The following is a 25,281-nucleotide window of genomic DNA, read 5'->3' on the forward strand; positions in this document are numbered from 1 at the left end:
CGCAAGCAGTCCGAGGGGACGGGCCCGAACGGGGAGCGGACCATCGTCCAGCTCATCCACGACGGCGAGGTCGATCTGATCGTGAACACCCCGTACGGCACCGGCGGCCGTCTGGACGGGTACGACATCCGGACCGCGGCCGTGGCCCGCTCGGTGCCGTGCCTGACCACCGTCCAGGCCCTGGCCGCGGCCGTCCAGGGCATCGACGCCCTCAACCACGGCGACGTCGGCGTCCGCTCCCTGCAGGAACACGCCGAACACCTGACCGCGGCCCGCGACTAGCAGCCAGCCCCGAGGGGGACACCGGAAACGGTGTCCCCCTCTTCATGAGGACCCCTGAGGTCTTCATGAGGACCCCTGAGGACTTTCCGAGATGTACGAGCTCTTCTTCCGTCTGGTGTTCCGACGGATGGACCCCGAGAAGGCCCACTACCTGGCCTTCCGCTGGATCCGCCTCGCCGTCCGCATCCCCGTTCTGCGCACCTTCGTCGCCGCCGCCCTGGCGCCCCGCTACAAGGAGCTGCGCACGGAGGCCTTCGGGCTGCGCATGCACGGCCCCTTCGGGCTCGCCGCCGGCTTCGACAAGAACGCCGTCGCGATCGACGGCATGTCGATGCTGGGTTTCGACCACGTCGAGATCGGCACGGTCACCGGCGAGCCGCAGCCCGGCAACCCCAAGAAGCGGCTGTTCCGCCTCGTCGAGGACCGTGCGCTGATCAACCGCATGGGCTTCAACAACGACGGCTCGCTGGCCGTGGCGGCCCGTCTCGCGACCCGTGAGCCGGTGTTCAGGACGGTCGTGGGCGTCAACATCGGCAAGACCAAGGTCGTGCCGGAGGCGGAGGCCGTCGGCGACTACGTGAAGTCGGCCGAGCGGCTGGCGGCGTACGCGGACTACCTGGTCGTGAACGTCTCCTCGCCCAACACTCCCGGCCTGCGCAATCTGCAGGCGACCGAGGCGCTGCGCCCGCTGCTGACCGCCGTGCGCGAGGCGGCCGACCGCACGGTGGCCAACCGGCGCGTCCCGTTGCTGGTGAAGATCGCCCCGGACCTCGCCGACGAGGACATCGACGCCGTCGCCGACCTGGCCGTGGAGCTGGGTCTGGACGGCATCATCGCGACCAACACGACCATCGCGCGCGAGGGCCTCGGGCTGACGTCCTCGCAGGCGCTGGTGAAGGAGACCGGCGGCCTGTCCGGCGCCCCGCTCAAGGCGCGCTCCCTGGAGGTCCTGCGCCGCCTGTACGCGCGCGTGGGCGACCGGATCACCCTCGTGGGTGTCGGCGGCATCGAGACCGCCGAGGACGCCTGGCAGCGCATCCTGGCCGGTGCCACGCTGGTCCAGGGCTACAGCGCCTTCATCTACGAGGGCCCCTTCTGGTCCCGCGCGATCCACAAGGGCCTGGCCGCCCGCCTGCGCACCAGCCCGTACGCCACCCTCGCCGACGCGGTCGGCGCCGACGTGAGGAAGCCCGCATGACCTCGTACGAGCCCTTCGGCGCCCGCCTGCGCCGCGCCATGGACGAGCGCGGCCCGCTGTGCGTGGGTATCGACCCGCACGCCTCCCTGCTCGCCGAGTGGGGGCTGAACGACGACGTCGCCGGGCTGGAGCGGTTCAGCCGCACGGTCGTCGAGGCGGTGGCCGACCGGGTCGCCGTGATGAAGCCGCAGAGCGCCTTCTTCGAGCGCTTCGGCTCGCGCGGTGTCGCCGTCCTGGAGAAGGTCGTCCAGGAGGCGCGCGCGGCCGGCACCCTCGTCGTGATGGACGCCAAGCGCGGCGACATCGGCTCGACCATGGCCGGGTACGCCGAGGCCTACCTGCACAAGGACGCCCCGCTGTTCTCCGACGCCCTGACCGTCTCGCCGTACCTGGGCTACGGCTCGCTGAGCCCGGCTGTCGTGCTGGCCCGGGAGAGCGGCGCCGGGCTGTTCGTGCTGGCGCTGACCTCGAACCCGGAGGGCCCGGAGGTCCAGCACGCGGTCCGTGGCGACGGCCGCACCGTGGGCGCGACCATGCTGGCCCACCTGGCCGCCGAGAACGCGGGGGAGGAGCCGCTGGGCTCCTTCGGTGCCGTCGTCGGCGCCACGGTCGGTGACCTGTCGTCGTACGACCTCGCCATCAACGGCCCGCTGCTCGCGCCCGGCGTGGGCGCGCAGGGGGCGACGCCGGCCGACCTTCCGAAGGTGTTCGGGCCGGCCCTGGGCAACGTCGTGCCGAACGTCAGCCGGGGTGTGCTGCGGCAGGGTCCCGACGTGGGGGCGCTGCGCGCGTCCGCCGAGCGGTTCGCGGAGGAGATCCGTGCCGCTGTCGGGGGCGCCTGAGTCCTCCGATGTGCGCCCCCGGCGAGCGGTGACCCGGTGACTTGAGTGTGAATACATCCTCAAATCGAGGGCATTATGTCTGAAATGTCCGACCTGGCGGAGGCTGACCAGGACTTTTCCGCTGTTCTCGCTGACTCTGGCGGACTTGACCGCTAGTCTCCGAGCTGTGGGGACACCCCCACACCCATTAGGTAGTGGGGGAGAACGGGCGAAGCGTGTTGCTCGTAGCTCCCCAGGTGTGGGGCGACTAGGTTCCTCACCGGTCCGTATCCGACAGTTCGACATCCGAGGTGACGTAGGCGTGGCTCTTCCGCCCCTTACCCCCGAACAGCGCGCAGCCGCGCTCGAAAAGGCCGCCGCGGCTCGCCGGGAGCGGGCCGAGGTCAAGAATCGACTCAAGCACTCCGGCGCCTCCCTGCACGAGGTCATCAAGCAGGGCCAGGAGAACGACGTCATCGGCAAGATGAAGGTCTCCGCACTGCTCGAGTCGCTGCCCGGCGTGGGCAAGGTCCGCGCCAAGCAGATCATGGAGCGTCTGGGTATCTCCGAGAGCCGCCGCGTGCGCGGTCTCGGATCCAACCAGATCGCTTCCCTGGAGCGTGAGTTCGGCAGCACCGGCTCCTGAGTCCGGCACCGCACCGGACCGGGAGTCCCGGGCACTCCGGGATTGCTGGAATAATCGCTGCATGAGCGAACGTCCGCGGCTGACCGTGCTCTCCGGCCCCTCGGGGGTCGGCAAGAGCACGGTCGTCGCCCATATGCGCAAGGAACACCCCGAGGTCTGGCTCTCGGTGTCGGCCACCACCCGCAAGCCGCGCCCCGGTGAGCAGCACGGAGTCCACTACTTCTTCGTCACCGACGAGGAGATGGACAAGCTGATCGCCAACGGCGAGCTGCTGGAGTGGGCCGAGTTCGCCGGCAACCGGTACGGCACGCCCCGCGCGGCAGTGCTGGAGCGGCTGGAGAACGGCGAGCCGGTCCTGCTGGAGATCGACCTCCAGGGCGCCCGGCAGGTCCGGGAGTCCATGTCCGACGCTCAGCTGGTGTTCCTGGCTCCTCCCTCCTGGGAGGAGCTGGTGCGCAGGCTGACCGGCCGCGGCACCGAGCCGCCCGAGGTCATCGAGCGCCGTCTGGAGGCGGCCAGGACCGAGCTGGCGGCCGAGCCGGAGTTCGATACGACCTTGGTCAACACCTCCGTCGAGGACGTGGCGCGCGAGCTGCTAGCCTTGATGGACGTTGTGTGATCATGTCTGATCTTTTCCCCTCCTTCGGAAGGTAGAGCGTGTCCTCTTCCATCACCGCGCCCGAGGGCATCATCAACCCGCCGATCGACGAGTTGCTTGAAGCCACCGACTCCAAGTACAGCCTCGTGATCTACGCGGCCAAGCGTGCCCGCCAGATCAACGCGTACTACTCGCAGCTCGGCGAGGGCCTGCTCGAGTACGTCGGTCCGCTCGTCGACACGCACGTCCACGAGAAGCCGCTCTCGATCGCCCTGCGCGAGATCAACGCCGGTCTGCTGACGTCCGAGGCCGTCGAGGGCCCCGCTCAGTAGTCCTGCGCGGCAGTACGTTCTGCCTGCTATTGACTTGTCCACAGGCCCGGCAGCGCGACTGCCGGGCCTGTGGTGTCTCATGGGTGTGCCAGGTTTCCGAGTCCGGGGAGAGACGGTGGACAAGCCGAGGGTCGTTCTGGGGGTCAGCGGCGGCATCGCCGCCTACAAGGCCTGTGAGCTGCTGAGAAGGCTCACGGAGTCGGGCCACGACGTCCGCGTGGTGCCCACCGCTTCCGCGCTGCACTTCGTCGGCGCCGCGACCTGGTCCGCCCTGTCCGGCAACCCGGTCTCGACGGAGGTCTGGGACCACGTCGACGAGGTACCGCACGTCCGCATCGGCCAGCACGCCGACCTGGTGGTCGTCGCGCCCGCCACGGCCGACATGCTCGCCAAGGCCGCCCACGGCCTCGCCGACGACCTGCTCACCAACACGCTCCTGACCGCCCGCTGTCCGGTCGTCTTCGCGCCCGCCATGCACACCGAGATGTGGGAGCACCCGGCCACCCAGGAGAACGTGGCCACGCTCCGCCGCCGGGGCGCCGTCGTCGTCGAGCCCGCCGTCGGCCGGCTCACCGGTGTCGACACCGGCAAGGGCCGGCTGCCCGACCCGGCGGAGATCTTCGAGGTCTGTCGCCGGGTGCTGGCCCGGGGCACCGCAGAGCCGGACCTCAAGGGCAGGCATGTCGTCGTCTCCGCCGGTGGCACCCGCGAACCCCTCGACCCGGTCCGCTTCCTCGGCAACCGCTCCTCCGGCAAGCAGGGCTACGCCCTCGCCCGCACCGCCGCCGCCCGCGGTGCCCGGGTCACCCTGATCGCGGCCAACACCGGCCTGCCCGATCCGGCCGGAGTGGACGTCGTACCGGTCGGCACGGCGGTCCAGCTGCGTGAGGCCGTCCTGAAGGCGGCCGCGGACGCCGACGCGGTCGTCATGGCCGCCGCCGTCGCCGACTTCCGGCCGGAGGTCTACGCCACCGGGAAGATCAAGAAGAAGGACGGCCAGGACCCCGACCCGATCGTCCTGGTGCGGAATCCAGACATTCTGGCGGAGGTTTCGGCCGACCGGGCGCGGTCCGGACAGGTGATCGTCGGCTTCGCCGCCGAGACCGACGACGTCCTCGCCAACGGGCGCACCAAGCTCGCGCGCAAGGGATGTGACCTGCTCGTGGTCAACGAGGTCGGGGAGCGCAAGACCTTCGGTTCCGAGGAGAACGAGGCCGTGGTGCTGGGCACCGACGGCAGTGAGACACCGGTGCCGCACGGCCCCAAGGAAGCCCTGGCCGACATCGTCTGGGACCTGGTGGTAGAGCGGCTGGGGTGACGTACGGGGCCCCGGGTGCCCGGTTGACGGGGCGCTCGGGGACCGATCAAATCAGGGGCGGCGGCACCTGGCCAACGCCGCCCGGCAAGTGCAGAATGCCCGTGCCGCAGGTCACAGCGCTCCCGAGAGGCGAGACGGTGGCCCATCGGCCGAGTGCGACCGATAAACTGTTCACGGTCGACGCCGGGCGCAGCCCCGCGCGTCGCCGCAAATGATCAGCCAGCAGCCGCTGCAACCACAGGGAGCGTTGTGTCCCGTCGCCTGTTCACCTCGGAGTCCGTCACCGAGGGTCACCCCGACAAGATCGCTGACCAGATCAGCGACACCATTCTCGACGCGCTCCTGCGCGAGGACCCGTCCTCCCGGGTCGCCGTCGAGACGCTGATCACCACCGGCCTGGTGCACGTGGCCGGCGAGGTGACGACCAAGGCCTACGCGGACATCGCGACCCTGGTCCGTGGCAAGATCCTGGAGATCGGCTACGACTCCTCCAAGAAGGGCTTCGACGGCGCCTCCTGCGGCGTGTCGGTGTCGATCGGCGCGCAGTCCCCGGACATCGCCCAGGGTGTCGACACGGCCTACGAGTCCCGGGTCGAGGGCGACGAGGACGAACTGGACCGGCAGGGCGCGGGCGACCAGGGCCTGATGTTCGGCTACGCGTCCGACGAGACGCCGACGCTGATGCCGCTGCCGATCTTCCTGGCGCACCGCCTGTCGAAGCGCCTGTCGGAGGTCCGCAAGAACGGCACCATCCCCTACCTGCGCCCGGACGGCAAGACGCAGGTCACCATCGAGTACGACGGCGACAAGGCCGTACGCCTCGACACGGTCGTCGTCTCCTCCCAGCACGCCAGCGACATCGACCTGGAGTCGCTGCTCGCCCCCGACATCCGCGAGTTCGTCGTGGAGCCGGAGCTGAAGGCGCTCCTGGACGACGGCATCAAGATCGACACCGAGGGCTACCGCCTGCTGGTCAACCCCACCGGCCGTTTCGAGATCGGCGGCCCGATGGGCGACGCCGGCCTGACCGGCCGCAAGATCATCATCGACACCTACGGCGGCATGGCCCGGCACGGCGGCGGCGCCTTCTCCGGCAAGGACCCGTCCAAGGTGGACCGCTCGGCGGCGTACGCGATGCGCTGGGTCGCCAAGAACGTGGTGGCGGCCGGCCTGGCCTCCCGCTGCGAGGTCCAGGTGGCCTACGCGATCGGCAAGGCCGAGCCGGTCGGTCTGTTCGTGGAGACCTTCGGCACCCACAAGGTCGAGACCGAGAAGATCGAGAAGGCGATCGACGAGGTCTTCGACCTGCGTCCGGCCGCGATCATCCGCGACCTGGACCTGCTCCGCCCGATCTACGCCCAGACGGCGGCCTACGGCCACTTCGGCCGCGAGCTTCCCGACTTCACCTGGGAGCGCACCGACCGCGTGGACGCCCTGCGCAAGGCCGTGGGCCTCTAAGCCCGCCCGCTCCTCTCGCCGAGGCCCGGTCTCCCCGTCGCTGGGGGCCGGGCCTCGGCGTGTCCGGGTGCGGTCCCGGGCAAGGAGCCCGGGCATTGCCGAACCGGCCGGCGGGCCCGGCCGCCGGGCGCGCCCGGGCCGTATCCACGGCGAATCCGTGCCGCCACCGATCCGGATCCCGGGCCGACGCCGGTTGTCAGTGCCGTTTGGTAAGAATGCAAGGGTGAGCAGCGAGAACGGGGCGCCCCGGGCAGAGGGGGACGGCGGGGCCGAAGGGGCGCCGCCGGAGCAGCTCGCGCTCATCCGGGAGAGTGTGCGCAAGGCCCGGACACCCCGGGCCAAACCGCGGACGTGGCGGGGGGCCGCGCTCGCCAAGGAACTGCCCGTCGCCCGGGTCCTGGTCGACAAGGGTGTGCTGCACCTCGACCGGTACTTCGACTACGCGGTGCCCGAGGACCTGGACGAGCAGGCCCAGCCCGGCGTGCGGGTGCGGGTGCGGTTCGGTGCCGGGCGCGGCCGGGTGCGCGAGGGACGCCGCGAGGGCGGCGGACTCATCGACGGGTTCCTCGTCGAGCGCCGGGCCGAGTCCGACTACCCGGGGCCGCTGGCCGCGCTGGCCCAGGTCGTGTCACCGGAGCCGGTGCTCGGCGAGGAACTGCTCGGACTCGCCCGGGCCGTGGCCGACCGGTACGCCGGAAGCCTCGCCGACGTGCTCCAGCTGGCCGTGCCACCGCGCAGCGCGCGAGCCGAACAGCGACCCTCGCCCGCGCCGCTGCCACCGCCGAAGGCCCCCGGGCCGGCCTCCTGGCGGCGGTACGAGCACGGGGGAGCGTTCATCGAGGCGCTCGCCTCAGGCGGATCGCCGCGGGCTGTCTGGAACGCGCTGCCGGGTCCGCTGTGGAGCGAGGAGATCGCCGTCGCCGTCGCCGCCACCCTCGCCTCGGGACGCGGCGCCCTCGTCGTCGTACCGGACGGGCGGGCCGCCGCCCGGGTCGACGCGGCGCTCACCGCGCTGCTCGGCGAAGGCCGGCACGCGCTGCTCACCGCCGACGCCGGGCCCGAGAAGCGGTACGGCCAGTGGCTCGCCATACGCCGGGGCTCCGTACGGGCCGTGGTCGGCACGCGCGCGGCGATGTTCGCGCCCGTGCAGGACCTGGGGCTCGTCGCCCTCTGGGACGACGGCGACGACAGCCACAGCGAGCAGCACGCCCCGCAGCCGCACGCGCGCGACGTGCTGCTGCTGCGCGCCGCGCTGGACAAGTGCGCCTTCCTGCTGGGCGGGTTCGCCTGCACCGTGGAGGCCGCACAGCTCGTGCAGAGCGGCTGGGCCCGGCCGCTGGTCGCCGGGCGGGACCAGGTGCGCCGGGCCGCGCCCCTGGTCCGGACGGTCGGGGACGAGGACCTCGCCCGCGACGAGGCCGCCCGCGCCGCCCGGCTGCCGACCCTCGCCTGGCAGGCGGCCCGCGAAGGGCTGCGGCACGGCCCGGTGCTGGTGCAGGTCCCCCGGCGCGGCTACGCCCCCCGCATGGCCTGCGACCGGTGCCGGGCGCCCGCCCGGTGCCGGCACTGCGCGGGACCGCTCCAGGGACAGGACGCGGGCGTTCTGGGGTGCGGCTGGTGCGGACGCGAGGAGAGCGCGTGGCACTGTCCGGAGTGCGGCGGCTTCCGGCTGCGCGCCCAGGTCGTGGGGGCGCGGCGGACGGCCGAGGAACTGGGGCGCGCCTTTCCCGCCGTCCCGGTGCGCACCTCGGGACGGGAACACGTGCTGGACACGGTGCCGGGCACGCCCGCGCTGGTCGTCAGCACCCCGGGGGCCGAACCGGTCGCCGAGGGCGGCTACGCGGCCGCCCTCCTGCTCGACGGCTGGGCCATGCTCGTCCGGCCCGACCTGCGGGCCGGTGAGGACGCGCTGCGCCGGTGGATCGCGGCGGGAGCGCTGGTGCGGCCGCAGAGCGAGGGCGGCACGGTGGTCGTGGTGGCCGAGCCGACGCTGCGTCCCGTGCAGGCGCTGGTGCGCTGGGACCCCGTCGGGCATGCGGTGCGGGAGCTGGCCGAGCGGGCCGAGCTGGGGTTCCCGCCGGTGTCGCGGATGGCGGCGGTGTCGGGGCCGCCCGCGGCCGTCGCCGACTTCCTGGGCTCGGTCGAACTACCGCCGGACGCCGAGGTGCTGGGTCCGGTGCCGATGCCGTCCACGCCGCCCGGGCGGCCCCGCAGGCCCGGAGCGCCGCCGCCGGGCGAGCACTGGGACCGGGCTCTGGTCCGCGTACCGCCGGGCAGTGGGGCCGCGTTGGCTTCCGCGCTGAAGACCGCTCAGGCCGCGCGCATGGCCCGGGGAAGCGAGGAACCGGTGCGGGTGCGGATCGATCCGGTGGACATCGGGTGAGGGGAACCCCGGTGGACAACGGGTGGGGGAAGTCCGGTGGACAACGGGTGGGGGAGGTCCGGCGGACTTCGGGTGAGGGGGGCCGGCGGACTTCGGACGAGGAAAGGTGACTGTTCCCTGCCGCTTCCTCGGTGTCCGTGCGTGCTCCCTCGCAGGTGCGTCAGCCCTCCCGGACGCTCCCGGGAGGGCGGGGACAGGACCGTCAGCCGTTGCGCGGACCGGGGAAAGCCGTCGGGCGGGCGTCGTCGCGCAGGGTCTGGCTGCCGGCGGTCGGCTGCTGGGGCATCGAGCGGGCCGCGGGAACCGTGGGCAGGCCGGTGTTGACGTTGAGCGTGCGGGTACCGGACGGCTCCGTGCTCCGCTCGGCCTCGGCGGCCGCCTGGGTCGCGGCGCGGCGGGCGCCGTAACGGCGGTGCACCGCCTGCTTGGTGACACCGAGCGCGGAGCCCACCGCGTCCCACGAGAAGCCGAGCGAGCGGTCGAAGTCCACGGCGGCCGTGACCAGGGTTTCGACACTGTCCCGGAGTTCCTGGGCGAGGCGCACCGTCGGGGCGGGAGCGCGTCCGTAGACGACGAAGCCCGTGGACGGGCCGGAGCGGCGCGGGCGGTAGACGTTGCCCAGCTGGGCGGTGAGCGTGCGCAGCGCGTCCACCTGCCGGCGGACCCGCTCGATGTCCCGCACCAGCAAGTGCAGGCTGGCCCGGGCCTGGGCGTCGTGGGTTGCGTGGTCGGCCATGAACAAGCCTCTCGAACCGGCGTTGAAAGAAATCGGGCCGCGAAAAGGCCCTGGGTGGTCAACTCTCTCTTGACCAACGCGTGTGCGCTCCGCTGGTCACGGGGTGGGGGCGTACGGGCATATGCATACGCCGGGCGGTGGCTCGCGCGCCCGTCTGCGGTGCCAGGTGCGTGCGTCCGTGGTCATGACCCGTCCCGCCGCCGGTGGTCATAGACTGGTGCGCTGCCCGTCAACCCCCGCCCGAGAGGCCCGATCCCGCCCATGAAGCTTGTCTTCGCCGGTACCCCCGAGGTCGCCGTTCCCGCTCTGGACGCCCTGATCGCCTCCGGGCGGCACGAGGTGGCCGCCGTCGTCACGCGGCCCGACGCGCCGGCCGGGCGCGGGCGCAGGCTGGTCGCGTCACCCGTGGCCCAGCGCGCGGAGGAGGCCGGGATCGAGGTGCTGAAGCCCCTCAGCCCGCGCGACCCGGAGTTCCTGGAGCGGCTGAAGGAGATCGCCCCGGACTGCTGCCCGGTCGTCGCCTACGGCGCCCTGCTGCCCAGGGTCGCCCTCGACATCCCGGCCCACGGCTGGGTCAACCTGCACTTCTCGCTGCTGCCCGCCTGGCGCGGGGCGGCACCGGTGCAGCACGCTCTCATGGCGGGCGACGAGATCACCGGTGCGGCCACCTTCCTCATCGAGGAGGGACTCGACTCGGGGCCGGTGTACGGCACCGTCACCGAGGAGATCCGGCCCACCGACACCAGCGGAGACCTGCTCACCCGGCTCGCCTTCGCCGGTGCCGGACTGCTCGCCGCGACCATGGACGGCATCGAGGACGGCACCCTGAAGGCCGTACCGCAGCCGGCCGAGGGCATCACCCTCGCACCGAAGATCACCGTCGAGGACGCCCAGGTCGACTGGGCCACGCCCGCGCTGCGCGTCGACCGGGTCGTGCGCGGCTGCACCCCGGCGCCCGGCGCCTGGACCACCTTCCGCGGCGAGCGGCTCAAGCTCATCCACGTCACTCCCGTGCCCGAGCGCACCGACCTCGCGCCGGGGAGGATGGCGGTCGGCAAGAACAGCGTGCACGTGGGCACCGGTTCGTACGCCGTCGAGCTGCTCTGGGTGCAGGCGCAGGGCAAGAAGCCGATGCGCGCCGCCGACTGGGCCCGCGGCGTGCGCATCGCCGAGGGCGAGACGCTCGGCGGCTGAGGCCCGGGCGGCGGGGGTGACGGTGTCCCGACGTACGCTGGACACCGCACCCTCCTCTTTCACATCCGGAGCACCTTTTTCGTGAGCGAGCAGTCCCGGCGGCCGCGCAAGCCTGCCAAGCCCTACCGCCGTCCCCAGAAGGACCCCGTCCGCATCCTCGCCTTCGAGGCGCTGCGCGCGGTCGACGAGCGGGACGCGTACGCCAACCTCGTGCTGCCCCCGCTGCTGCGCAAGGCGCGCGAGAAGGAGGGACCGGAGAATTTCGACGCGCGGGACGCCGCCCTCGCCACCGAGCTGGTGTACGGCACGCTGCGGCGCCAGGGCACGTACGACGCGGTGATCGCCGCCTGTGTCGACCGGCCGTTGCGCGAGGTCGACCCGCCGGTCCTCGACGTGCTCAGCCTCGGTGTGCACCAGCTGCTCGGCACCCGCATCCCGACCCACGCCGCCGTGTCCGCCTCCGTGGAACTGGCGCGCGTCGTGCTCGGCGACGGGCGGGCCAAGTTCGTCAACGCCGTGCTGCGCAAGGTCGCCCAGCACGATCTCGACGGGTGGCTGGAGAAGGTCGCGCCCCCCTACGACGAGGATCCCGAGGACCACCTCGCCGTCGTGCACTCACATCCCCGCTGGGTGGTCTCCGCGCTCTGGGACTCGCTCGGCGGTGGCCGCGCCGGCATCGAGGACCTGCTGGAGGCCGACAACGAACGGCCCGAGGTGACGCTCGTCGCGCGGCCGGGGCGGGCCACCGCCGAGGAGCTGCTGCGCGAGCACGCCGCCGTACCGGGGCGCTGGTCGCCGTACGCCGTGCGGCTCGCCGAGGGCGGCGAGCCGGGTGCCGTGGAGGCCGTGCGCGAGGGCCGGGCCGGGGTGCAGGACGAGGGCAGCCAGCTGGTCGCCCTCGCGCTCGCCAACGCGCCGGTCGAGGGCTCCGACAGCAGATGGCTGGACGGGTGCGCCGGTCCCGGCGGCAAGGCCGCGCTGCTGGCCGCGCTCGCCGCCGAGCGGGGCGCCACGCTCCTCGCCTCCGAGAAGCAGCCGCACCGGGCGGGCCTGGTCGCCAAGGCGCTGGCCGGCAACCCGGGGCCGTACCAGGTCATCGCCGCCGACGGCACCCGGCCGCCGTGGCGGCCCGGCACCTTCGACCGTGTGCTGATGGACGTGCCCTGCACCGGGCTCGGCGCGCTGCGCCGACGCCCCGAGGCCCGCTGGCGGCGGCGCCCGGAGGACCTGGACAACTTCGCTCCCCTCCAGCGCGCCCTGCTGCGCACCGCGCTCGACTCGGTGCGTGTCGGCGGGGTCGTCGGCTACGCCACCTGCTCGCCGCACCTCGCCGAGACCCGCGCGGTCGTCTCCGACGTCCTCAAGCAGCGCCCGGAGGCCGAGCTGATCGACGCCCGTCCGCTGCTGCCGGGTGTGCCGGCGCTCGGCGAGGGCCCGGACGTACAGCTGTGGCCGCATCTGCACGGGACCGACGCGATGTACCTGGCGCTCATCCGGCGCACCGGCTGACCCGGCGCCGGCCGCGCGGTCAGCGGAAGGACAGGGGGCGGCGGGCGGTGACCGCCTCAGCGACGGTGTCCAGCACATGCGGGTGGGCGTGGAGGTTGTCGCTCCGGGCCTGAACGCGGAAGAGCGGGGGGAAGGACTCCCCTGGGCGGACGGTGCTGAGCAACGGCACCGTCGAGTCGCCGGAGAAGTCCTCTCCCCGGTACGTGTCGAGCAGGGTGACCACGCCGTCCGTGATCCGGAGGGTCGTGGGGGTGGGCTGGCCTGTGCCGATGATGCGCTGCTCGCGGGGCCGGTCGTCGGCGGAGGAGGACTCGGCCGCCAGGAGCTCGTCGGTGAAGAGCATGCCTTCCCGCACCCGCGCGCGGTCGAGCGGGGGAAGGGACACCTCGTCGATGCGGAACAGCTCTTCGCCGCGCTCCACGCACGCGTACTGGGGCAGCACCTGGTACGCGGAAGGCAACGTGCGCAGGAGGGAGCCGATTCGCTCCCCGAACACGCGCGGTCCGCTGCCATGGACCATCTGGCGCACCATCTTGGGAACGCCCCGCAGGGGAGTGCCGATCATGATCAGGCGACGGGTGAGGACGGCTCCACCGAGCACCGAGACGTACCAGCGCGCGGGAAGGCCGCCCGTCCCGTGGCAGACGAAGACGACCTTCGCGTCGCTGTAGGGGCCGCCCTGGGCACGCCAGCGCTCCAGCGCCGGCTCCACGAGCGTGCCCAGCCACCTCCCGACCCACCGGTGGGACAGCCTCCAGTCGTAGGCGATCGGCAGGAGGTTCCCCGGCGGCGAGGCGCGGTCGGCGGAGACGTCACGGCAACCGAGATGGCGAAGACGGGCGAGCAGCTTGTCGTACCCCGTGGACAGGGTGATCAGGCCAGGCAGCAACTGCGCCGTGGGTTGCAGGCGCACCGGCGCGATCCCGTCGTCGGCCGGCCCGTCGCCGATGCCGGGGGCGAGGGAGAGAGCGCGCAGGGATCGATCGGGCCGGGTTCCCCAGCGCCAGGCGGTTCGGGAACTGATGTCCCAGACCGGTTCGTCTCCGCGCCGCAACGTGCTGGCCATGAAGGTCGGCAGGACCACCACAAGATCCGTCACCGGCGGGAGGCCCGCCCGCCGACCGGGCGCGGGCCGGGACGGTTCCGCAGCGGCAGGCGGTCGCGCCGCGGGGCGGAACAGGGGGTTCCGGAAGAGTGCCCCGGACCGTCCGGTCGTGGCACAGGAGCTCGACCTGCCCCGGCGGCTTCTCGCCTCCTCCGAGCGGAGCGCGTGGAAAAGGTCCTCACCGGTGATGTACTCCTGGTCCGGGGCCCAGCCGACGAGCCCCGGCGAGGACGGGCCGTCGCTGAGGAGCGCGCAGACCTGTCCGGCCAGGGACGGGGCACGGTCGCTCTCCGGCGCACGGTGAGCGACGATCACACCACGCCATTCACCGGGTCCTGCCGCGGCCGGGGGGGCGGTATGGGAGGCGTCGGTGCCGAGGGCGTCGCACAGGTCCAGGAGCAGCAGCTCCCGCTCCGCGGACGCGGCGCCGAGGCGCGCGCCCAGTTCGTCGAGGGCGATCGACCGGCCGGGATCCGGCGGACGGTCGGCGGGGACCTGGCCGTCCGAGCCGTCCAAGGTCACGAACTGCTTTCCGTCGGCGGTCCGCCGAGACCCGTGACCGCTGATCAGGACGACGAGGGACGACAGACCCGCCGGCAGGTCCCACAGCCCCCACAGGTCCTCCTGCGTGCGCGTCTCGTACCCCGAGTCCCGCAGGACGGCCGCCAGGCGCTGCGCGTCGGAGCGTGCGCCGGGGCCGGAGTCCGCCCGCGTGCCGATCGCGAGGAACAGCCGGCGGCCGCGCCGGGCCGGGGCGAGGAGCTCGTACTCGACGCCACGCGCCGTGCGCAGGCGGAGCGGCTGTGGGCCCACCGGACGGCTGACCACCGCGCCGGGGTCGATGACAAGGTGCTGGTCGGCCGTGCCCGAGGGGTCCACGAGGGTCAGGAGCCTCGGTGAGGTGTCGGGTACGGCGATGGAGTACCCACCGCGTCCGTCGCGCAGGTCGCCCACCTCAAGGCGCTCCGCGGTCCTGCGTACACCGATGTCCACGTCCTGCAGCAGATGCACCACGTCGTACAGATCGGAGGCTGCCATGGCGGGTGGGGGGACGAGCGGAGTCACCGCCGACGGGCGACGGTCCAGGGCCACATGGGCCAGCTTCCAGGCGGCGGACGTCTGCTGGGCGGCCGGGGGCAGGCGGTCCCAGGCCGAGGCGAACCACTTGGCCACACCTCCGCGTTCCTGGACGATCACCGCCTTGAGGGCGGGGGCGAGCGCGGCGTCGATCTCGTCCGGGCGGCCCGACAGGGCCAGCCAGGTGATGTGTTCCTCCAGCCGCAGCGCCGGGGACAGGTGGGCGTGCACACGGTCGATGCAGGACCATGCGGTGTGCAGGCGGTCGGCCGGCGGCCGGGCCGCCAGCAGCTGGGCCAGATGGGCATGCAGATTGCGCCTCGCCTGTGGTTCGAGGAGCACGCCCTTCGTGCCCCGTGACACGACCAGGTCGCTGAACCAGAAGTCCGCCTCCGCGTCCACGTCCAGCCAGGGAAACAGGCTCCTTCGGACGGTTCTGACCAACTCCGGCTCGATACGGACCGCGACGCTCAGCACCGCCGCCATGTCGTACAGCGGACGTGGCAGCCCTGGCGACGTGCTCTCCAGGGCCCGCCGTAGAGCGGGGGACGGCCGGCTCGTCACCGGCGCTCCGCGGCGAGCGCGGCTGCGACCGTGTTGACCGTGGTCCGTTCGGACCAGGGGATGACCGGCACCCGCGAACGCAGCCGGTGCGGGACGCGGTGCTTCGGATAGGGGACGAGCGCGACCGGGGCACAGCCCGCTCGCCTGACGAGGTGCGTCAGCTGCGACCACTCGGCGGCCGAGGCGCGTCGCGGGTCGAGCGGATCACCGCCGATCCCCAGGTCGGACACGATGAGGACGCGGGTTCCCCGGGACGGCGGACGGTAGGGTCCCCAATGACGCCGTTGTCCCGGACCGGCGCCGCGCAGCGGTGAGTCGGAGAAATAGCGGACACTGACGCGCTCGGACCCCATCAGCGTCCGCATGTCGTCCAGCAGCCGCCGCTGGTCCCTCAGGAAGGGCCGCATGCCCTCCCCGAGATCCATCAGCACCTGCACGCCGAACCGCAGGGTCGGACGCGGGGTCCGTGGCAGACGCGCACATGACCTTCCCTGCGCACAGGCCTTCACCAGGGCGTCGACCCGTACGGGTCCGCTCCGGGCGTCCGGCATCGTCAGCGCGGTCTGCAGGATGGCCCGAGTGGACCGTGCCGGGAACAACGGCTCCGGGTCAGGCGGGGAGGCCGCCGCCTGCGAGGGCACCTCCGGCAGGGACGGCACCGCCGTCCAGTCGGGCCCGGCAGGTGCGTCGCGGGCCACCGGGGCGAGGGCGGGCAGCGCCGCTCCAGGACGTTCCTCCCGCGGTGGGCTGTCGTGCCCCGGCGCGGCGGACGCCGGCCACTCGGCGTCGAACGCGGCGCTCCAGGTGTCCCCCGCCGCGTCCGCGAGCGGATCCTCCTCGGGCTCCACGGCGCCGGCCGGATCACCGAGAAGACCGAGGAGCCGTGCGATGTCCCCGGCGGCGGAGCGGTGGGGGTGCGATGCCAGGGCGCGCACGAGATCGCCCAGCCACACGTGCGAGGAACGCGGCATCAGTCCATACCCGGGTCCTTGATCAGGGCCATTTCCTTCAGCCACGTCCACTCCTTGCTCCGAGGTGTGATGCGCAGGCGCAGGCACGCGTACAGCGCGTCGAGGTATTCGGCGGTACTGGGGGCCCGCACACCTGCCGCGCGTGCTTCGGCGCGCCGCGCGACCACCGTCCGCGCCAGCTCGTCGGCCAGTTCCAGGGCGCCGGCGGAGACCTCACCCGCGGACACCTTCAGATGGCGGCGGGCGATGTCCACCAGCTGTGACGCGTCCGGCGCCGGCAGTGTCACGGTGAGGCAGCGGCGCAGGAACGCCGTCGGAAGTTCCCGTTCCTCGTTCGTCGTCACCACGATGAGTGGAGAGCCGGACGGCCGGGTGGCGGCCTGCCCGCGTTCGACGCTGATCGCGTCGCCCGTCTCGCTCACGACGAAGGAACGGCAGCCCAGCGGGGACAGCAGGCCGTTGGGTACGTCCGGGTCCGCCTTGTCGATCTCGTCGATGAGGACGACGGCTCCCGGCCCGGGCGGCCGGCGGTGGCCCGTGGGCATCCGGGGATCGTGAGCCACCCGTTCGACGAGGTTCCGTGCGTGGCCCCGGAGCATGGCGGACCGCGGGGCCAGAGCCCACCACAGCACGCCGGGTTCGACGTACGCGCGGTCGTCCTCCGCCAGGCGATGGGCCTGGGCATCCGCGAGACGACGCACGAGGTCGAAGGTCCACAGCAGGTCCCGGGCCTCGGTGCGGGAGGTGACGACGTGCTCGTAGTACCGCCAGTTGCGCCGGTACGCCGCGTAGGACGCGAAGGAGGACTTCCCCGTGCCCGGTTCGCCGCGCAGCAGGAGCGGCCTCCCGGTGGCGAGGGCCACCTTGACGGCCAGACGCAGCTGTTCCGACGGGACGTACGTCCTTCCGTCGCGCGCGTCCGGACCGGCCATGCCGTCGATGGGGCCTGTCGTCACAGTGCGGACTCCCTCGTCATGCTCCGGCCCTCTTCATCAGCATCTCCATGGCCTTCGCCGCCCGTTCCGCGTCGGACTCGTCCTTCGCCCTCATGGCGGGCCGCAACACCTTCAGCCAGTCCAGACCCAGGTCGGCAGCCCATTCGTGGTCCCGCGACGGGTGGCCGGTGAGAACCACGATGTTCAGCCAGCGGAACCGGTCACTGAGCTCGGTGACCAGGACTCCCACGTCGTCCAGGGGCACGCTCTGCGGGTCGATGACGAGATACACGACCTCGTTCGCGAAAGGCTCCGCGTCGTCGAGGGGATCGTCCTCGCGCAGGTGGGCGAGCTGCCTGATGGCGTCCTCGCACGCGGCCATGAACTCCTCCTGCTGACCCTCCCCGGCCACGAGGCTCACCGTCTCGAACCAGTGGCTGTACGAGCAGCAGGCCGCCCGGTCTATGTACTGCCCCGCGGTGGCCGGGCTCGCGGTGTTCAGCGCCGCGACCACGCGGCCGTTCGAGGGCAGCAGCCACCTGGCCGCCTCGGCGTCGATCCACACGGGCCGGAGCAATCGCCCGAGCCGCGGCAGGTCGGCCGTCCCGATCTTCCCGACGAGGCGGGTGAGCGCCTCGTGGACCCGTTCGCTGTCCCGGTGGCCGAGGAGCTGGTGGGCGACGCAGCGGCGCCCTTCGTGCGCCGTCGGGAAGTGCCGGTCGTCGTTCGCGGTGAGCAGCCGCGCCGCGGCGTGCAGGGGGTCCTCGGGGACGCCATTCAGGTAGCAGACGATGTCCTCGGTCCAGTTCCTCATCCGCGACAGCTCGGCGCTGTCCCGGACGAGGTCGGGGATCCGCGGGAGCAGGCCGACGACCCGTGAGGCGATTCTCCTCGGGGTCCCGCCTCGCTTGCCGGGATGCTGGACGAGGTACTGCAGCGCGGAGAGCTGCGACAGCTCCGACCTTCGGACGTCCGCCGGCGCGATGTCCTGGAGCAGGACGGGAATCAGGGTGACCGGCGAGCCGAGGGCCCGGCGCCAGAGAAGGAAGTTCGCCTCCCTGCGCACCCAGGTCGACTTCATGGCGGCGGAGCTGAGCAGGATCACCGCCGCATCGCATTCGGCCACCCAGTGGTAGAGAACGGACCGCCAGTCGTCCCCCGGCTGCAGCGCGTCCATGTCGACCTTGACGGTCCAGCCCTTCTCCTCAAGGGCGGCCTGGACGGCCTGGCGCACCGCATTGGCGTTCGCGTCCCCTCGTGAGCTGTGGCTGATGAAGACCATCACCATCGAACGCCGACCACCCCGCCTGTCCACCTGGTGCGACGAGATTCCCAGCTCCTGGCTCCTGCAGTCAATCGGAACAGGACTTTTGACGGTTCATCACGAAAACGGGGGCGGCCGGGGTGCCGGTTCGCTAGGCTCCCGAGCCGATGACATCGCAGCCGCGCAGCAGACCGCTCATAGCGGTGGTCGGCAGTATCGAGCCCGACAGCCGCATCACCCCACCGATCAAGGCGGCAGACGGCGCACGCGCGGCCTGCCGCGCGCTGGGCGGCGAACTGGCGAGGGCGGGCTGCGATCTCGCTGTCTTCTCGAGCAAGCCGCACTATGCCGAACCCCACGTGGTCGAGGGCTATGCGGCGCCCGGCGGTGAGGGGCGGTCCGGCGTCGTCTTCGCGCACGTTCCCCGGCAGCGCGACCTCGGGTTCGCGCTTCCCGAGGGAAGCCCCGCCGAACTGAGGACGGTCAGGGACAGCAGCACCGAGTGGGAGGTCTCCTTCTACCGCACCCTCCTGTCCTGCGACGGCGTGATCCTGATCGGTGGCGGACAGTCCACCCGTGCCGCCGGCGTGGTGGCGATGTCGCAGCGGATCCCGGTGCTGCCCGTGGCCGCGTTCGGCGGCGGTGCCAGCCTGGTGTGGGCCAACCTGGACAAGGTGCGCAACGACACCCTCGACGAGGACATCTCCCTCCTGGGCGGCGACTGGACCGAGGCCTCGGCCGCCGAGCTGACAGCCTGCCTGTTGCGACAGCGGGACCGGCGCCTGGCAGCCCGGCGACGGGAGGAGGAAGGGCTGCACCAGCGGGTGGTGCGGGAGAGACTCGGACTCGGCGTGGCCGTTCTCTTCGTGCTCGCCTCCCTCGTGGCCCTGGTGCTGGCGGGGGACCCCGGGCCCGCCGACGGCCGTTCCCTGGCGACCCTGGTGAGCGCGCCGCTGCTGGCGTCCATGGGCGGAGCGATCATTCGCAACTCCTTCGAGGCGAACGCCCGCGGACTGCTCGCGGCCGTCCGAGGGCTGGGCGCGGGGCTCGTCTCCGTCTTTCTGTACGTGGCCTCCCAGCTCCTCGCGCTCCCGGGACTCCTGGACCAGCTCGATGTCCGCAGACTGCTCTTCTTCGTGATCCCCCTAGGTTTCAGTTCGGGTTTCACTTTCGACCTGGTGTACGAGCGGCTGCGCAACGGCGGCACGCCGCCGTCGCTGGACCCGCCGCCCGGGACGTCGACCGGTGGGTGACCCGGCGCTCCGGCGCTCCCGGGCCCGCGGAGCCGGGCAGGTGATCGCTCGGCCGCACGACCCTGGCGGCATGGAGACCAGGCCGGGCGGGCCCCGGTCGAAGGCCCCGCCTGTGGACCGGCGCGAACATCAGTGCTCCGGACATGGCAGGCTTGGGGCATGGCCGTGCAGATCAACCCCAGCATCCTGTCCGCCGACTTCGCCCGCCTCGCGGAGGAGGCCAAGGCGGTCCAAGGCGCCGACTGGCTCCATGTCGACGTCATGGACAACCACTTCGTCCCGAACCTCACGCTCGGCGTGCCGGTCGTGGAGTCCCTGGCCCGCGCGACGGACACCCCGCTGGACTGCCACCTGATGATCGAGGACCCCGACCGCTGGGCGCCCCAGTACGTCGAGGCGGGCGCGTCCTCCGTCACCTTCCACGTGGAGGCCGCCGCGGCCCCCGTCCGGCTCGCCCGGGAGATCCGTGCCAAGGGCGCCCGCGCGTCCATGGCGCTCAAGCCCGCGACGCCGATCGAGCCGTTCGAGGACCTCCTGCCGGAACTCGACATGCTGCTGATCATGACGGTCGAGCCCGGCTTCGGCGGCCAGGCCTTCCTCGACATCATGCTGCCCAAGATCCGCCGCACCCGTGAGCTGATCAACAAGCACGGCCTGCAGCTGTGGCTCCAGGTGGACGGCGGTGTCTCGGCCTCGACCATCGAGCGGTGCGCGGACGCGGGAGCGGACGTGTTCGTGGCCGGCTCGGCCGTGTACGGGGCGAAGGACCCGGCGGATGCGGTCCACGCACTGCGCGCACAGGCGGCGGCGGCCACCGCCAAAGCGTCCTGGGCATGCGACCACTGAGCCACAGGTACATGAACGGTTAAGTGAACGGCGCCCTTCAGGGCGGATCAGTCGCCCCGAATCTGCAAGGATGAACGGCGAATCCAGAGTGTGAACAGCAGTGAGGAGATCGCCGTGTCGGGTATGTCGGCGGGCCGGTCAGCCATGCGGATGGGACCCGCTGAGCTGGTGCAGGCGGCGGCCATGGCCCGCCGCTTCTACCTCGAGGGCAAGTCCAAGATCCAGATCGCGGAGGAGTTCGGCGTCAGCCGCTTCAAGGTGGCACGGGTCCTGGAGACGGCTCTCGAACGGGATCTCGTGCGCATCGAGATCCGTGTCCCGGCCGAGCTGGACGCCGAGCGCTCCGACGCGCTCCGCGCCCGCTACGGCCTGAGGCACGCCGTCGTGGTCGAGTCCCCGGCCGAGGCCGAGGAGACCCCTGACCCCGAGAACCTCGGCGAGGTCGCCGCCGACCTGCTCGGCGAGCTCGTCAACGAGGGGGACGTGCTCGGGCTGGCCTGGGGCCGGTCCACCATTCACATGGCGGCGGCGCTCGACCGGCTGCCGCCCTGCACGGTCGTGCAGCTGACGGGTGTGTACGACGCCGGCACCTCGGAGCGCGGCTCGGTCGAGGCCGTGCGCCGCGCGGCCCAGGTGTCGGGCGGCGACGCCCACCCCATCTACGCGCCGATGCTGCTGCCGGACGCGGCCACCGCGGTGGCGCTGCGCAGCCAGACCGGGCTCGCCCGTGCCTTCGAGTACTTCGACAAGGTCACGGTCGCCTGTGTCTCCATCGGCTCCTGGGAGCCGGGCATCTCGACCGTGCACGACATGCTCAGCGACGAGGAGCGCGCCCACTACGCCTCGCTCGGGGTCGCCGCCGAGATGGCCGCGCACCTCTTCGACGCCGAGGGGCGCCGGATCGGGCGTGACCTGGGGGAGCGGTGCATCACGGTCAAGGCCGACCAGCTGCGCCGTATCCCGGAGGTCGTGGCGATCGCCGGCGGGCAGCGCAAGGCGTCCGCGATCGACGCGGTGCTGCGCTCCGGGCTGGTCACCAGCCTGGTCACGGACACCTCCGCCGCGGACTACCTGATGACGGCCGGCCCGACTCCGAAGCCCGCGCTCAGCCGCTCGGACCCCGACGGGGCCTGAGGGGCCGCACAGGGGCCTCGCGGCGGCGCCGTGACGCTCGGACCCGGTGAGCCGCGTCGACACGGCCCACGCCGGGGGACGTCCGCCGGCCCGCCACCGTCCGGTGGTGGGCCGGCGTAGGGGCGCCGGTCCGCCTTCACGGCGGCTGCTCATGGTGGGGCTCTGTCGTCCAGCGGCTGGGCGGCCGGGCGGTCGGGCCGTTGGCGGGCTGGGCCGTTGGTCACTGGGCGGACTGGCGTGGCTGGACAGCCATGGCAGCCGTGGCGCTGAGAGGCCTCACGGGTCAGTGGCGCTGGTCGTGGGTGGGATGCCGTGGCGGTGCTGGTCGTGGGCGGGATGCCCCGGTGGTGCCGGTCGTGGGCGGCCCGCCGTGGCGGGGACGGCCGTGTGCGGGACAGCCGCGGCGGGGGCGGACGCGACAGGACATGCGTGGCAGCATCGTCGGCATGCTGCCGCGGTACGTCCCCCACGCGCCCAGAAGGTCCCTGGCACCGCCCCCTGGGCAGAACCTGCCGCCGTCCCACACCCCCTGGCGGCCGCCACCGCCGGCCCACATGCCCGGGCCGTGCTCCACGCCGGCCCTCACGCTGAGGCCGTCCCTGCCGCCCGACCCCGCGTCCAGGCCGCTCGGCACGCCTCTCCACGCACCCCCACCGTCCCTGCCGCCTGGCCCTGCACCTGCGCCCAGCCCGCTCCTCACGCCACCCCACGCACCCACACCGCCCCTGCCGCCTACCCACCCGTCCATGCCGACCCCCGCGCCGCCCCGCGCGTCCGAACGAACCCTGGCACCGCCCCGCGGGCCCGAAGAGGCCCCGGCACCGCCCCGCGCGGTGCGGGGGACCCCGGCACCGCCCCGCGCGCCCAAACGGACCCTGACACTGCCCCGCGCGCCCCAACGGGCACTGCCCCGCGGGCCCGAAGAGGCCCCGGCGCTGCCCCGCGGGCCCAAGGGGACCCCGGCGCTGCCCCGTGGGCCCGAAGAGGTCCCGGCACCGTCCCGTGCGGGCAAAGAGACCCCCGTACCGCCCCGTGCGTCCAAGCGGGCCCAGGCGCTGACCCCTGTGCTCGCCGGGCTGCTGGCGTTCGTGCTTGCGGTGCTGCTCGGCGGATGCTCGTCCGGGGCGCACTCGGGCCCGGGCACGCGTCCGTCCGCTACCGGCGTTTCCGGCCCGGCGTGGGCGCACGGAATGGCCACGGTCAGGGAGGCCCAGCTGCCGGCCGGGGCCCGCGGGACGCTCGCCCTGATCGACAAGGGCGGCCCCTACCCGTACGCCAGGGACGGTGTCGTCTTCGGGAACTTCGAGGGCAGGCTGCCGAGGCACCAGCGCGGCTACTACCACGAGTACACCGTCACGACGCCCGGCTCCCACGATCGCGGGGCCCGGCGCATCGTCACCGGTCAGGGCGGGGAGATCTACTACACCGATGATCACTACAACTCGTTCCGGGCGGTGCTGAGATGAACGAAGACCCGACAGAGCTGACGCGGAGGCTCGTCGTGACCCTGGACCTCGACGGCGTCACCGACAAGGCCGCCCTGATGGACCGCACCGCGCGGGCCCTCACGCTGCCCGACTGGTTCGGCCGCAACTGGGACGCCCTGGTCGACTCCCTCTCCGACCACGGCGTCTGGCCCGAGGGAGCCGTCGAACAGGGGCTGCTGATCGTGATCCGCGGCTGGCAGCCGTACGCCGAGGCGAATCCGGGTGAGTGGCGGACCGCCCAGGATGTGTTCGCCGAGGCGGTGGACCGGACGCCCACGCTCGCCGTAGTCCTGGCCCTTGGAGGATCCTCCTAGGTGATCGGTGCTCACCCTGGAGGTTCTGCAGGGGCGTCACAACGGCCCCGACATGGGAGAATGAAGTACGTGCTCTTTCCCCCTGGCGCACCCGTCCGGGGGTCACCTCTGATCGACTGGGATGTGCAGCACGTGCGTTTCCTCAATGACATCCAGCCCGCGTACGACCTGACGTACGACGACGTGTTCATGGTGCCGAGCCGCTCCGCGGTGGGCTCGCGCCAGGGCGTGGACCTCGGCTCGCCGGACGGCACGGGCACCACCATCCCGCTCGTCGTCGCCAACATGACCGCCATCGCCGGCCGCCGCATGGCCGAGACCGTGGCCCGCCGGGGCGGCCTGGTGGTCATCCCGCAGGACATCCCGATCGACGTCGTCACCGACGTCGTCTCCTGGGTGAAGAGCCGCCACCTGGTGCTCGACACGCCGATCGTGCTGGCCCCGCACCAGACCGTCGCCGACGCCCTGGCCCTGCTGCCCAAGCGCGCCCACAACGCCGGTGTGGTCGTGGACGAGAACCAGCGGCCCGTCGGTGTCGTCACCGACCAGGACCTGACCGGCGTCGACCGCTTCACCCAGCTCGAAGTGGTCATGTCCAAGGACCTGCTGCTGCTCGACGCGGACATCGACCCGCGCGAGGCCTTCAACACCCTCGACCAGCACAACCGCCGCTACGCCCCCGCCGTCGACCAGGACGGCAAGCTGGCCGGCATCCTCACGCGCAAGAGCGCCCTGCGCGCCACGCTGTACACGCCGGCCGTCGACGCGCAGGGCAAGCTGCGCATCGCCGCCGCCGTCGGCATCAACGGCGATGTGGCGGGCAAGGCCAAGCAGCTGCTCGACGCGGGCGTGGACACGCTCGTCATCGACACCGCGCACGGCCACCAGGAGTCGATGATCAGCGCCATCAAGCTGGTGCGCGCGCTCGACCCGCAGGTGCCGATCGCCGCCGGCAACATCGTCTCCGCCGAGGGCGTGAAGGACCTGATCGACGCCGGCGCGGACATCATCAAGGTGGGTGTCGGCCCCGGCGCCATGTGCACCACCCGCATGATGACCGGCGTGGGCCGGCCGCAGTTTTCCGCGGTGCTGGAGTGCGCCGCCGAGGCGAAGAAGTACGGCAAGCACGTGTGGGCCGACGGCGGTGTCCGCCACCCGCGCGACGTGGCCATGGCCCTCGCGGCCGGCGCGTCCAACGTGATGGTCGGCTCCTGGTTCGCGGGCACCTACGAGTCCCCCGGCGACCTCCAGCACGACGCCAACGGCCGTGCGTACAAGGAGTCGTTCGGCATGGCCTCCGCGCGTGCCGTGGCCAACCGCACGTCCGACGAGTCGGCGTACGACCGCGCCCGCAAGGCGCTGTTCGAGGAGGGCATCTCCACCTCCCGGATGTTCCTCGACCCGGCCCGGCCGGGCGTCGAGGACCTGATCGACTCGATCATCGCGGGCGTGCGCTCCTCCTGCACCTACGCCGGTGCAGCCTCCCTGGAGGAGTTCGCCGAGAAGGCCATCATCGGCATCCAGAGCGCCGCCGGCTATGCCGAGGGCAAGCCGCTGCACGCCAGCTGGAGCTGACCCCTCCGCGTCCCGCACGGCCCCCGTTCTTCCCGCGCCGGGAAGGGCGGGGGCCGTCGGCTTTCCCGGCGGCTCATCCGTGGGGGCGGGGATGCCTGCGAGGGGTTGTGCAACGGTCGACAGCCCGCGCGCAACGATTTGGCGTTCGGGGCGGATGAACGCAATGATCATCCGGGGACGCGCAAGGTTGCTGCATTACGCCCGTGAAGGCCCGCCTCATAGGGTGCTCGTCTGTACGTGGCGTGGCGGGGACCCCGCTCGGTGGGCTCCTGCCTTCGCAG

General features: G+C 72.5%; 22 protein-coding genes. 17 read left to right on the forward strand and 5 right to left on the reverse strand.

What is annotated here, in order from left to right:
- From IE244_RS35255 to IE244_RS35295, 9 genes are all read left to right on the forward strand, one after another.
- A partial coding sequence (locus IE244_RS35255) for a hypothetical protein (RefSeq protein WP_191872939.1) occupies positions 1 to 282 on the forward strand: 282 nt, incomplete at its 5' end.
- Positions 283 to 373: 91 nt separating this feature from the next.
- Entirely contained in the window at positions 374 to 1,480 is a 1,107-nt protein-coding gene (locus IE244_RS35260; RefSeq protein WP_191877662.1) for a quinone-dependent dihydroorotate dehydrogenase, read from the forward strand.
- Positions 1,477 to 2,322, forward strand: a complete 846-nt coding sequence (gene pyrF / locus IE244_RS35265) for an orotidine-5'-phosphate decarboxylase (protein ID WP_191877663.1) — start codon at positions 1,477 to 1,479, stop codon at positions 2,320 to 2,322. The genes IE244_RS35260 and pyrF overlap by 4 nt, the downstream gene beginning before the upstream one ends.
- 301 nt (positions 2,323 to 2,623) lie before the next feature.
- The gene (locus IE244_RS35270; protein WP_003977346.1) at positions 2,624 to 2,947 is read left to right on the forward strand and encodes an integration host factor; all 324 of its coding nucleotides are present in this window, start codon (positions 2,624 to 2,626) and stop codon (positions 2,945 to 2,947) included.
- Positions 2,922 to 3,566 carry a guanylate kinase gene (gene gmk, locus IE244_RS35275; RefSeq protein WP_466447637.1) on the forward strand — a complete coding sequence of 215 codons (645 nt, stop codon included), beginning with the start codon at positions 2,922 to 2,924 and terminating at the stop codon, positions 3,564 to 3,566. The genes IE244_RS35270 and gmk overlap by 26 nt, the downstream gene beginning before the upstream one ends.
- 38 nt (positions 3,567 to 3,604) lie before the next feature.
- Positions 3,605 to 3,877, forward strand: coding sequence for a DNA-directed RNA polymerase subunit omega (gene rpoZ / locus IE244_RS35280; protein ID WP_003982715.1), 273 nt, complete (start codon positions 3,605 to 3,607; stop codon positions 3,875 to 3,877).
- A gap of 115 nt (positions 3,878 to 3,992) precedes the next feature.
- Entirely contained in the window at positions 3,993 to 5,195 is a 1,203-nt protein-coding gene (gene coaBC, locus IE244_RS35285; RefSeq protein WP_191877664.1) for a bifunctional phosphopantothenoylcysteine decarboxylase/phosphopantothenate--cysteine ligase CoaBC, read from the forward strand.
- Positions 5,196 to 5,444: 249 nt separating this feature from the next.
- Entirely contained in the window at positions 5,445 to 6,653 is a 1,209-nt protein-coding gene (metK, locus tag IE244_RS35290) for a methionine adenosyltransferase (RefSeq protein ID WP_031174484.1), read from the forward strand.
- A 223-nt stretch (positions 6,654 to 6,876) separates the two neighbouring features.
- Positions 6,877 to 9,036 (forward strand): primosomal protein N', encoded by a 2,160-nt coding sequence (locus IE244_RS35295; protein ID WP_191877665.1) that lies wholly within the window; start codon positions 6,877 to 6,879, stop codon positions 9,034 to 9,036.
- A 202-nt stretch (positions 9,037 to 9,238) separates the two neighbouring features.
- On the opposite strand, the gene IE244_RS35300 is transcribed toward IE244_RS35295, so the two are convergent.
- Positions 9,239 to 9,772: a hypothetical protein gene (locus tag IE244_RS35300; protein WP_191877666.1), complete on the reverse strand. Its 534-nt coding sequence runs from the start codon at positions 9,770 to 9,772 to the stop codon at positions 9,239 to 9,241.
- A 261-nt stretch (positions 9,773 to 10,033) separates the two neighbouring features.
- On the opposite strand from IE244_RS35300, the gene fmt reads away from it, so the two are divergent.
- Both fmt and IE244_RS35310 read left to right on the forward strand, forming a co-directional pair.
- Positions 10,034 to 10,966: a methionyl-tRNA formyltransferase gene (gene fmt / locus IE244_RS35305; protein WP_191877667.1), complete on the forward strand. Its 933-nt coding sequence runs from the start codon at positions 10,034 to 10,036 to the stop codon at positions 10,964 to 10,966.
- 81 nt (positions 10,967 to 11,047) lie between these two features.
- The gene (locus tag IE244_RS35310; RefSeq protein WP_191877668.1) at positions 11,048 to 12,475 is read left to right on the forward strand and encodes an RsmB/NOP family class I SAM-dependent RNA methyltransferase; all 1,428 of its coding nucleotides are present in this window, start codon (positions 11,048 to 11,050) and stop codon (positions 12,473 to 12,475) included.
- Positions 12,476 to 12,494: 19 nt separating this feature from the next.
- On the opposite strand, the gene IE244_RS35315 is transcribed toward IE244_RS35310, so the two are convergent.
- The 4 genes from IE244_RS35315 to IE244_RS35330 are packed head-to-tail and all read right to left on the reverse strand — an operon-like array spanning position 12,495 to position 18,415.
- Entirely contained in the window at positions 12,495 to 15,221 is a 2,727-nt protein-coding gene (locus tag IE244_RS35315; RefSeq protein ID WP_191877669.1) for an esterase/lipase family protein, read from the reverse strand.
- Entirely contained in the window at positions 15,218 to 16,192 is a 975-nt protein-coding gene (locus IE244_RS35320) for a hypothetical protein (RefSeq protein ID WP_191877670.1), read from the reverse strand. Before IE244_RS35320 ends, IE244_RS35315 begins: the two co-directional genes overlap by 4 nt.
- A complete protein-coding gene (locus IE244_RS35325; RefSeq protein WP_191877671.1) occupies positions 16,192 to 17,148 on the reverse strand; it encodes an AAA family ATPase in 957 nt (318 codons plus the stop codon). The genes IE244_RS35320 and IE244_RS35325 overlap by 1 nt, the downstream gene beginning before the upstream one ends.
- Positions 17,149 to 17,164: 16 nt before the next feature.
- The gene (locus IE244_RS35330) at positions 17,165 to 18,415 is read right to left on the reverse strand and encodes a toll/interleukin-1 receptor domain-containing protein (RefSeq protein WP_191877672.1); all 1,251 of its coding nucleotides are present in this window, start codon (positions 18,413 to 18,415) and stop codon (positions 17,165 to 17,167) included.
- 143 nt (positions 18,416 to 18,558) lie between these two features.
- Between IE244_RS35330 and IE244_RS35335 the strand changes: the two genes are divergently transcribed.
- The 6 genes from IE244_RS35335 to IE244_RS35360 all read left to right on the forward strand — a co-directional run bounded on the left by IE244_RS35335 (position 18,559) and on the right by IE244_RS35360 (position 25,000).
- The gene (locus tag IE244_RS35335) at positions 18,559 to 19,644 is read left to right on the forward strand and encodes a hypothetical protein (protein ID WP_191877673.1); all 1,086 of its coding nucleotides are present in this window, start codon (positions 18,559 to 18,561) and stop codon (positions 19,642 to 19,644) included.
- Positions 19,645 to 19,803: 159 nt separating this feature from the next.
- Complete coding sequence (gene rpe, locus IE244_RS35340) at positions 19,804 to 20,490, forward strand: ribulose-phosphate 3-epimerase (RefSeq protein WP_191877674.1); 687 nt, start codon at positions 19,804 to 19,806, stop codon at positions 20,488 to 20,490.
- A gap of 90 nt (positions 20,491 to 20,580) precedes the next feature.
- Entirely contained in the window at positions 20,581 to 21,624 is a 1,044-nt protein-coding gene (locus IE244_RS35345; RefSeq protein WP_191877675.1) for a sugar-binding transcriptional regulator, read from the forward strand.
- A 1,055-nt stretch (positions 21,625 to 22,679) separates the two neighbouring features.
- A complete protein-coding gene (locus IE244_RS35350; RefSeq protein ID WP_191877743.1) occupies positions 22,680 to 23,090 on the forward strand; it encodes a guanyl-specific ribonuclease in 411 nt (136 codons plus the stop codon).
- The gene (locus IE244_RS35355) at positions 23,087 to 23,425 is read left to right on the forward strand and encodes a barstar family protein (RefSeq protein WP_191877676.1); all 339 of its coding nucleotides are present in this window, start codon (positions 23,087 to 23,089) and stop codon (positions 23,423 to 23,425) included. Before IE244_RS35350 ends, IE244_RS35355 begins: the two co-directional genes overlap by 4 nt.
- 132 nt (positions 23,426 to 23,557) lie before the next feature.
- Positions 23,558 to 25,000, forward strand: coding sequence for a GuaB1 family IMP dehydrogenase-related protein (locus tag IE244_RS35360; protein WP_031174470.1), 1,443 nt, complete (start codon positions 23,558 to 23,560; stop codon positions 24,998 to 25,000).
- Positions 25,001 to 25,281 lie beyond the last annotated feature (281 nt).

Source organism: Streptomyces filipinensis, from assembly GCF_014649495.1.
Taxonomy (GTDB): domain Bacteria; phylum Actinomycetota; class Actinomycetes; order Streptomycetales; family Streptomycetaceae; genus Streptomyces; species Streptomyces filipinensis.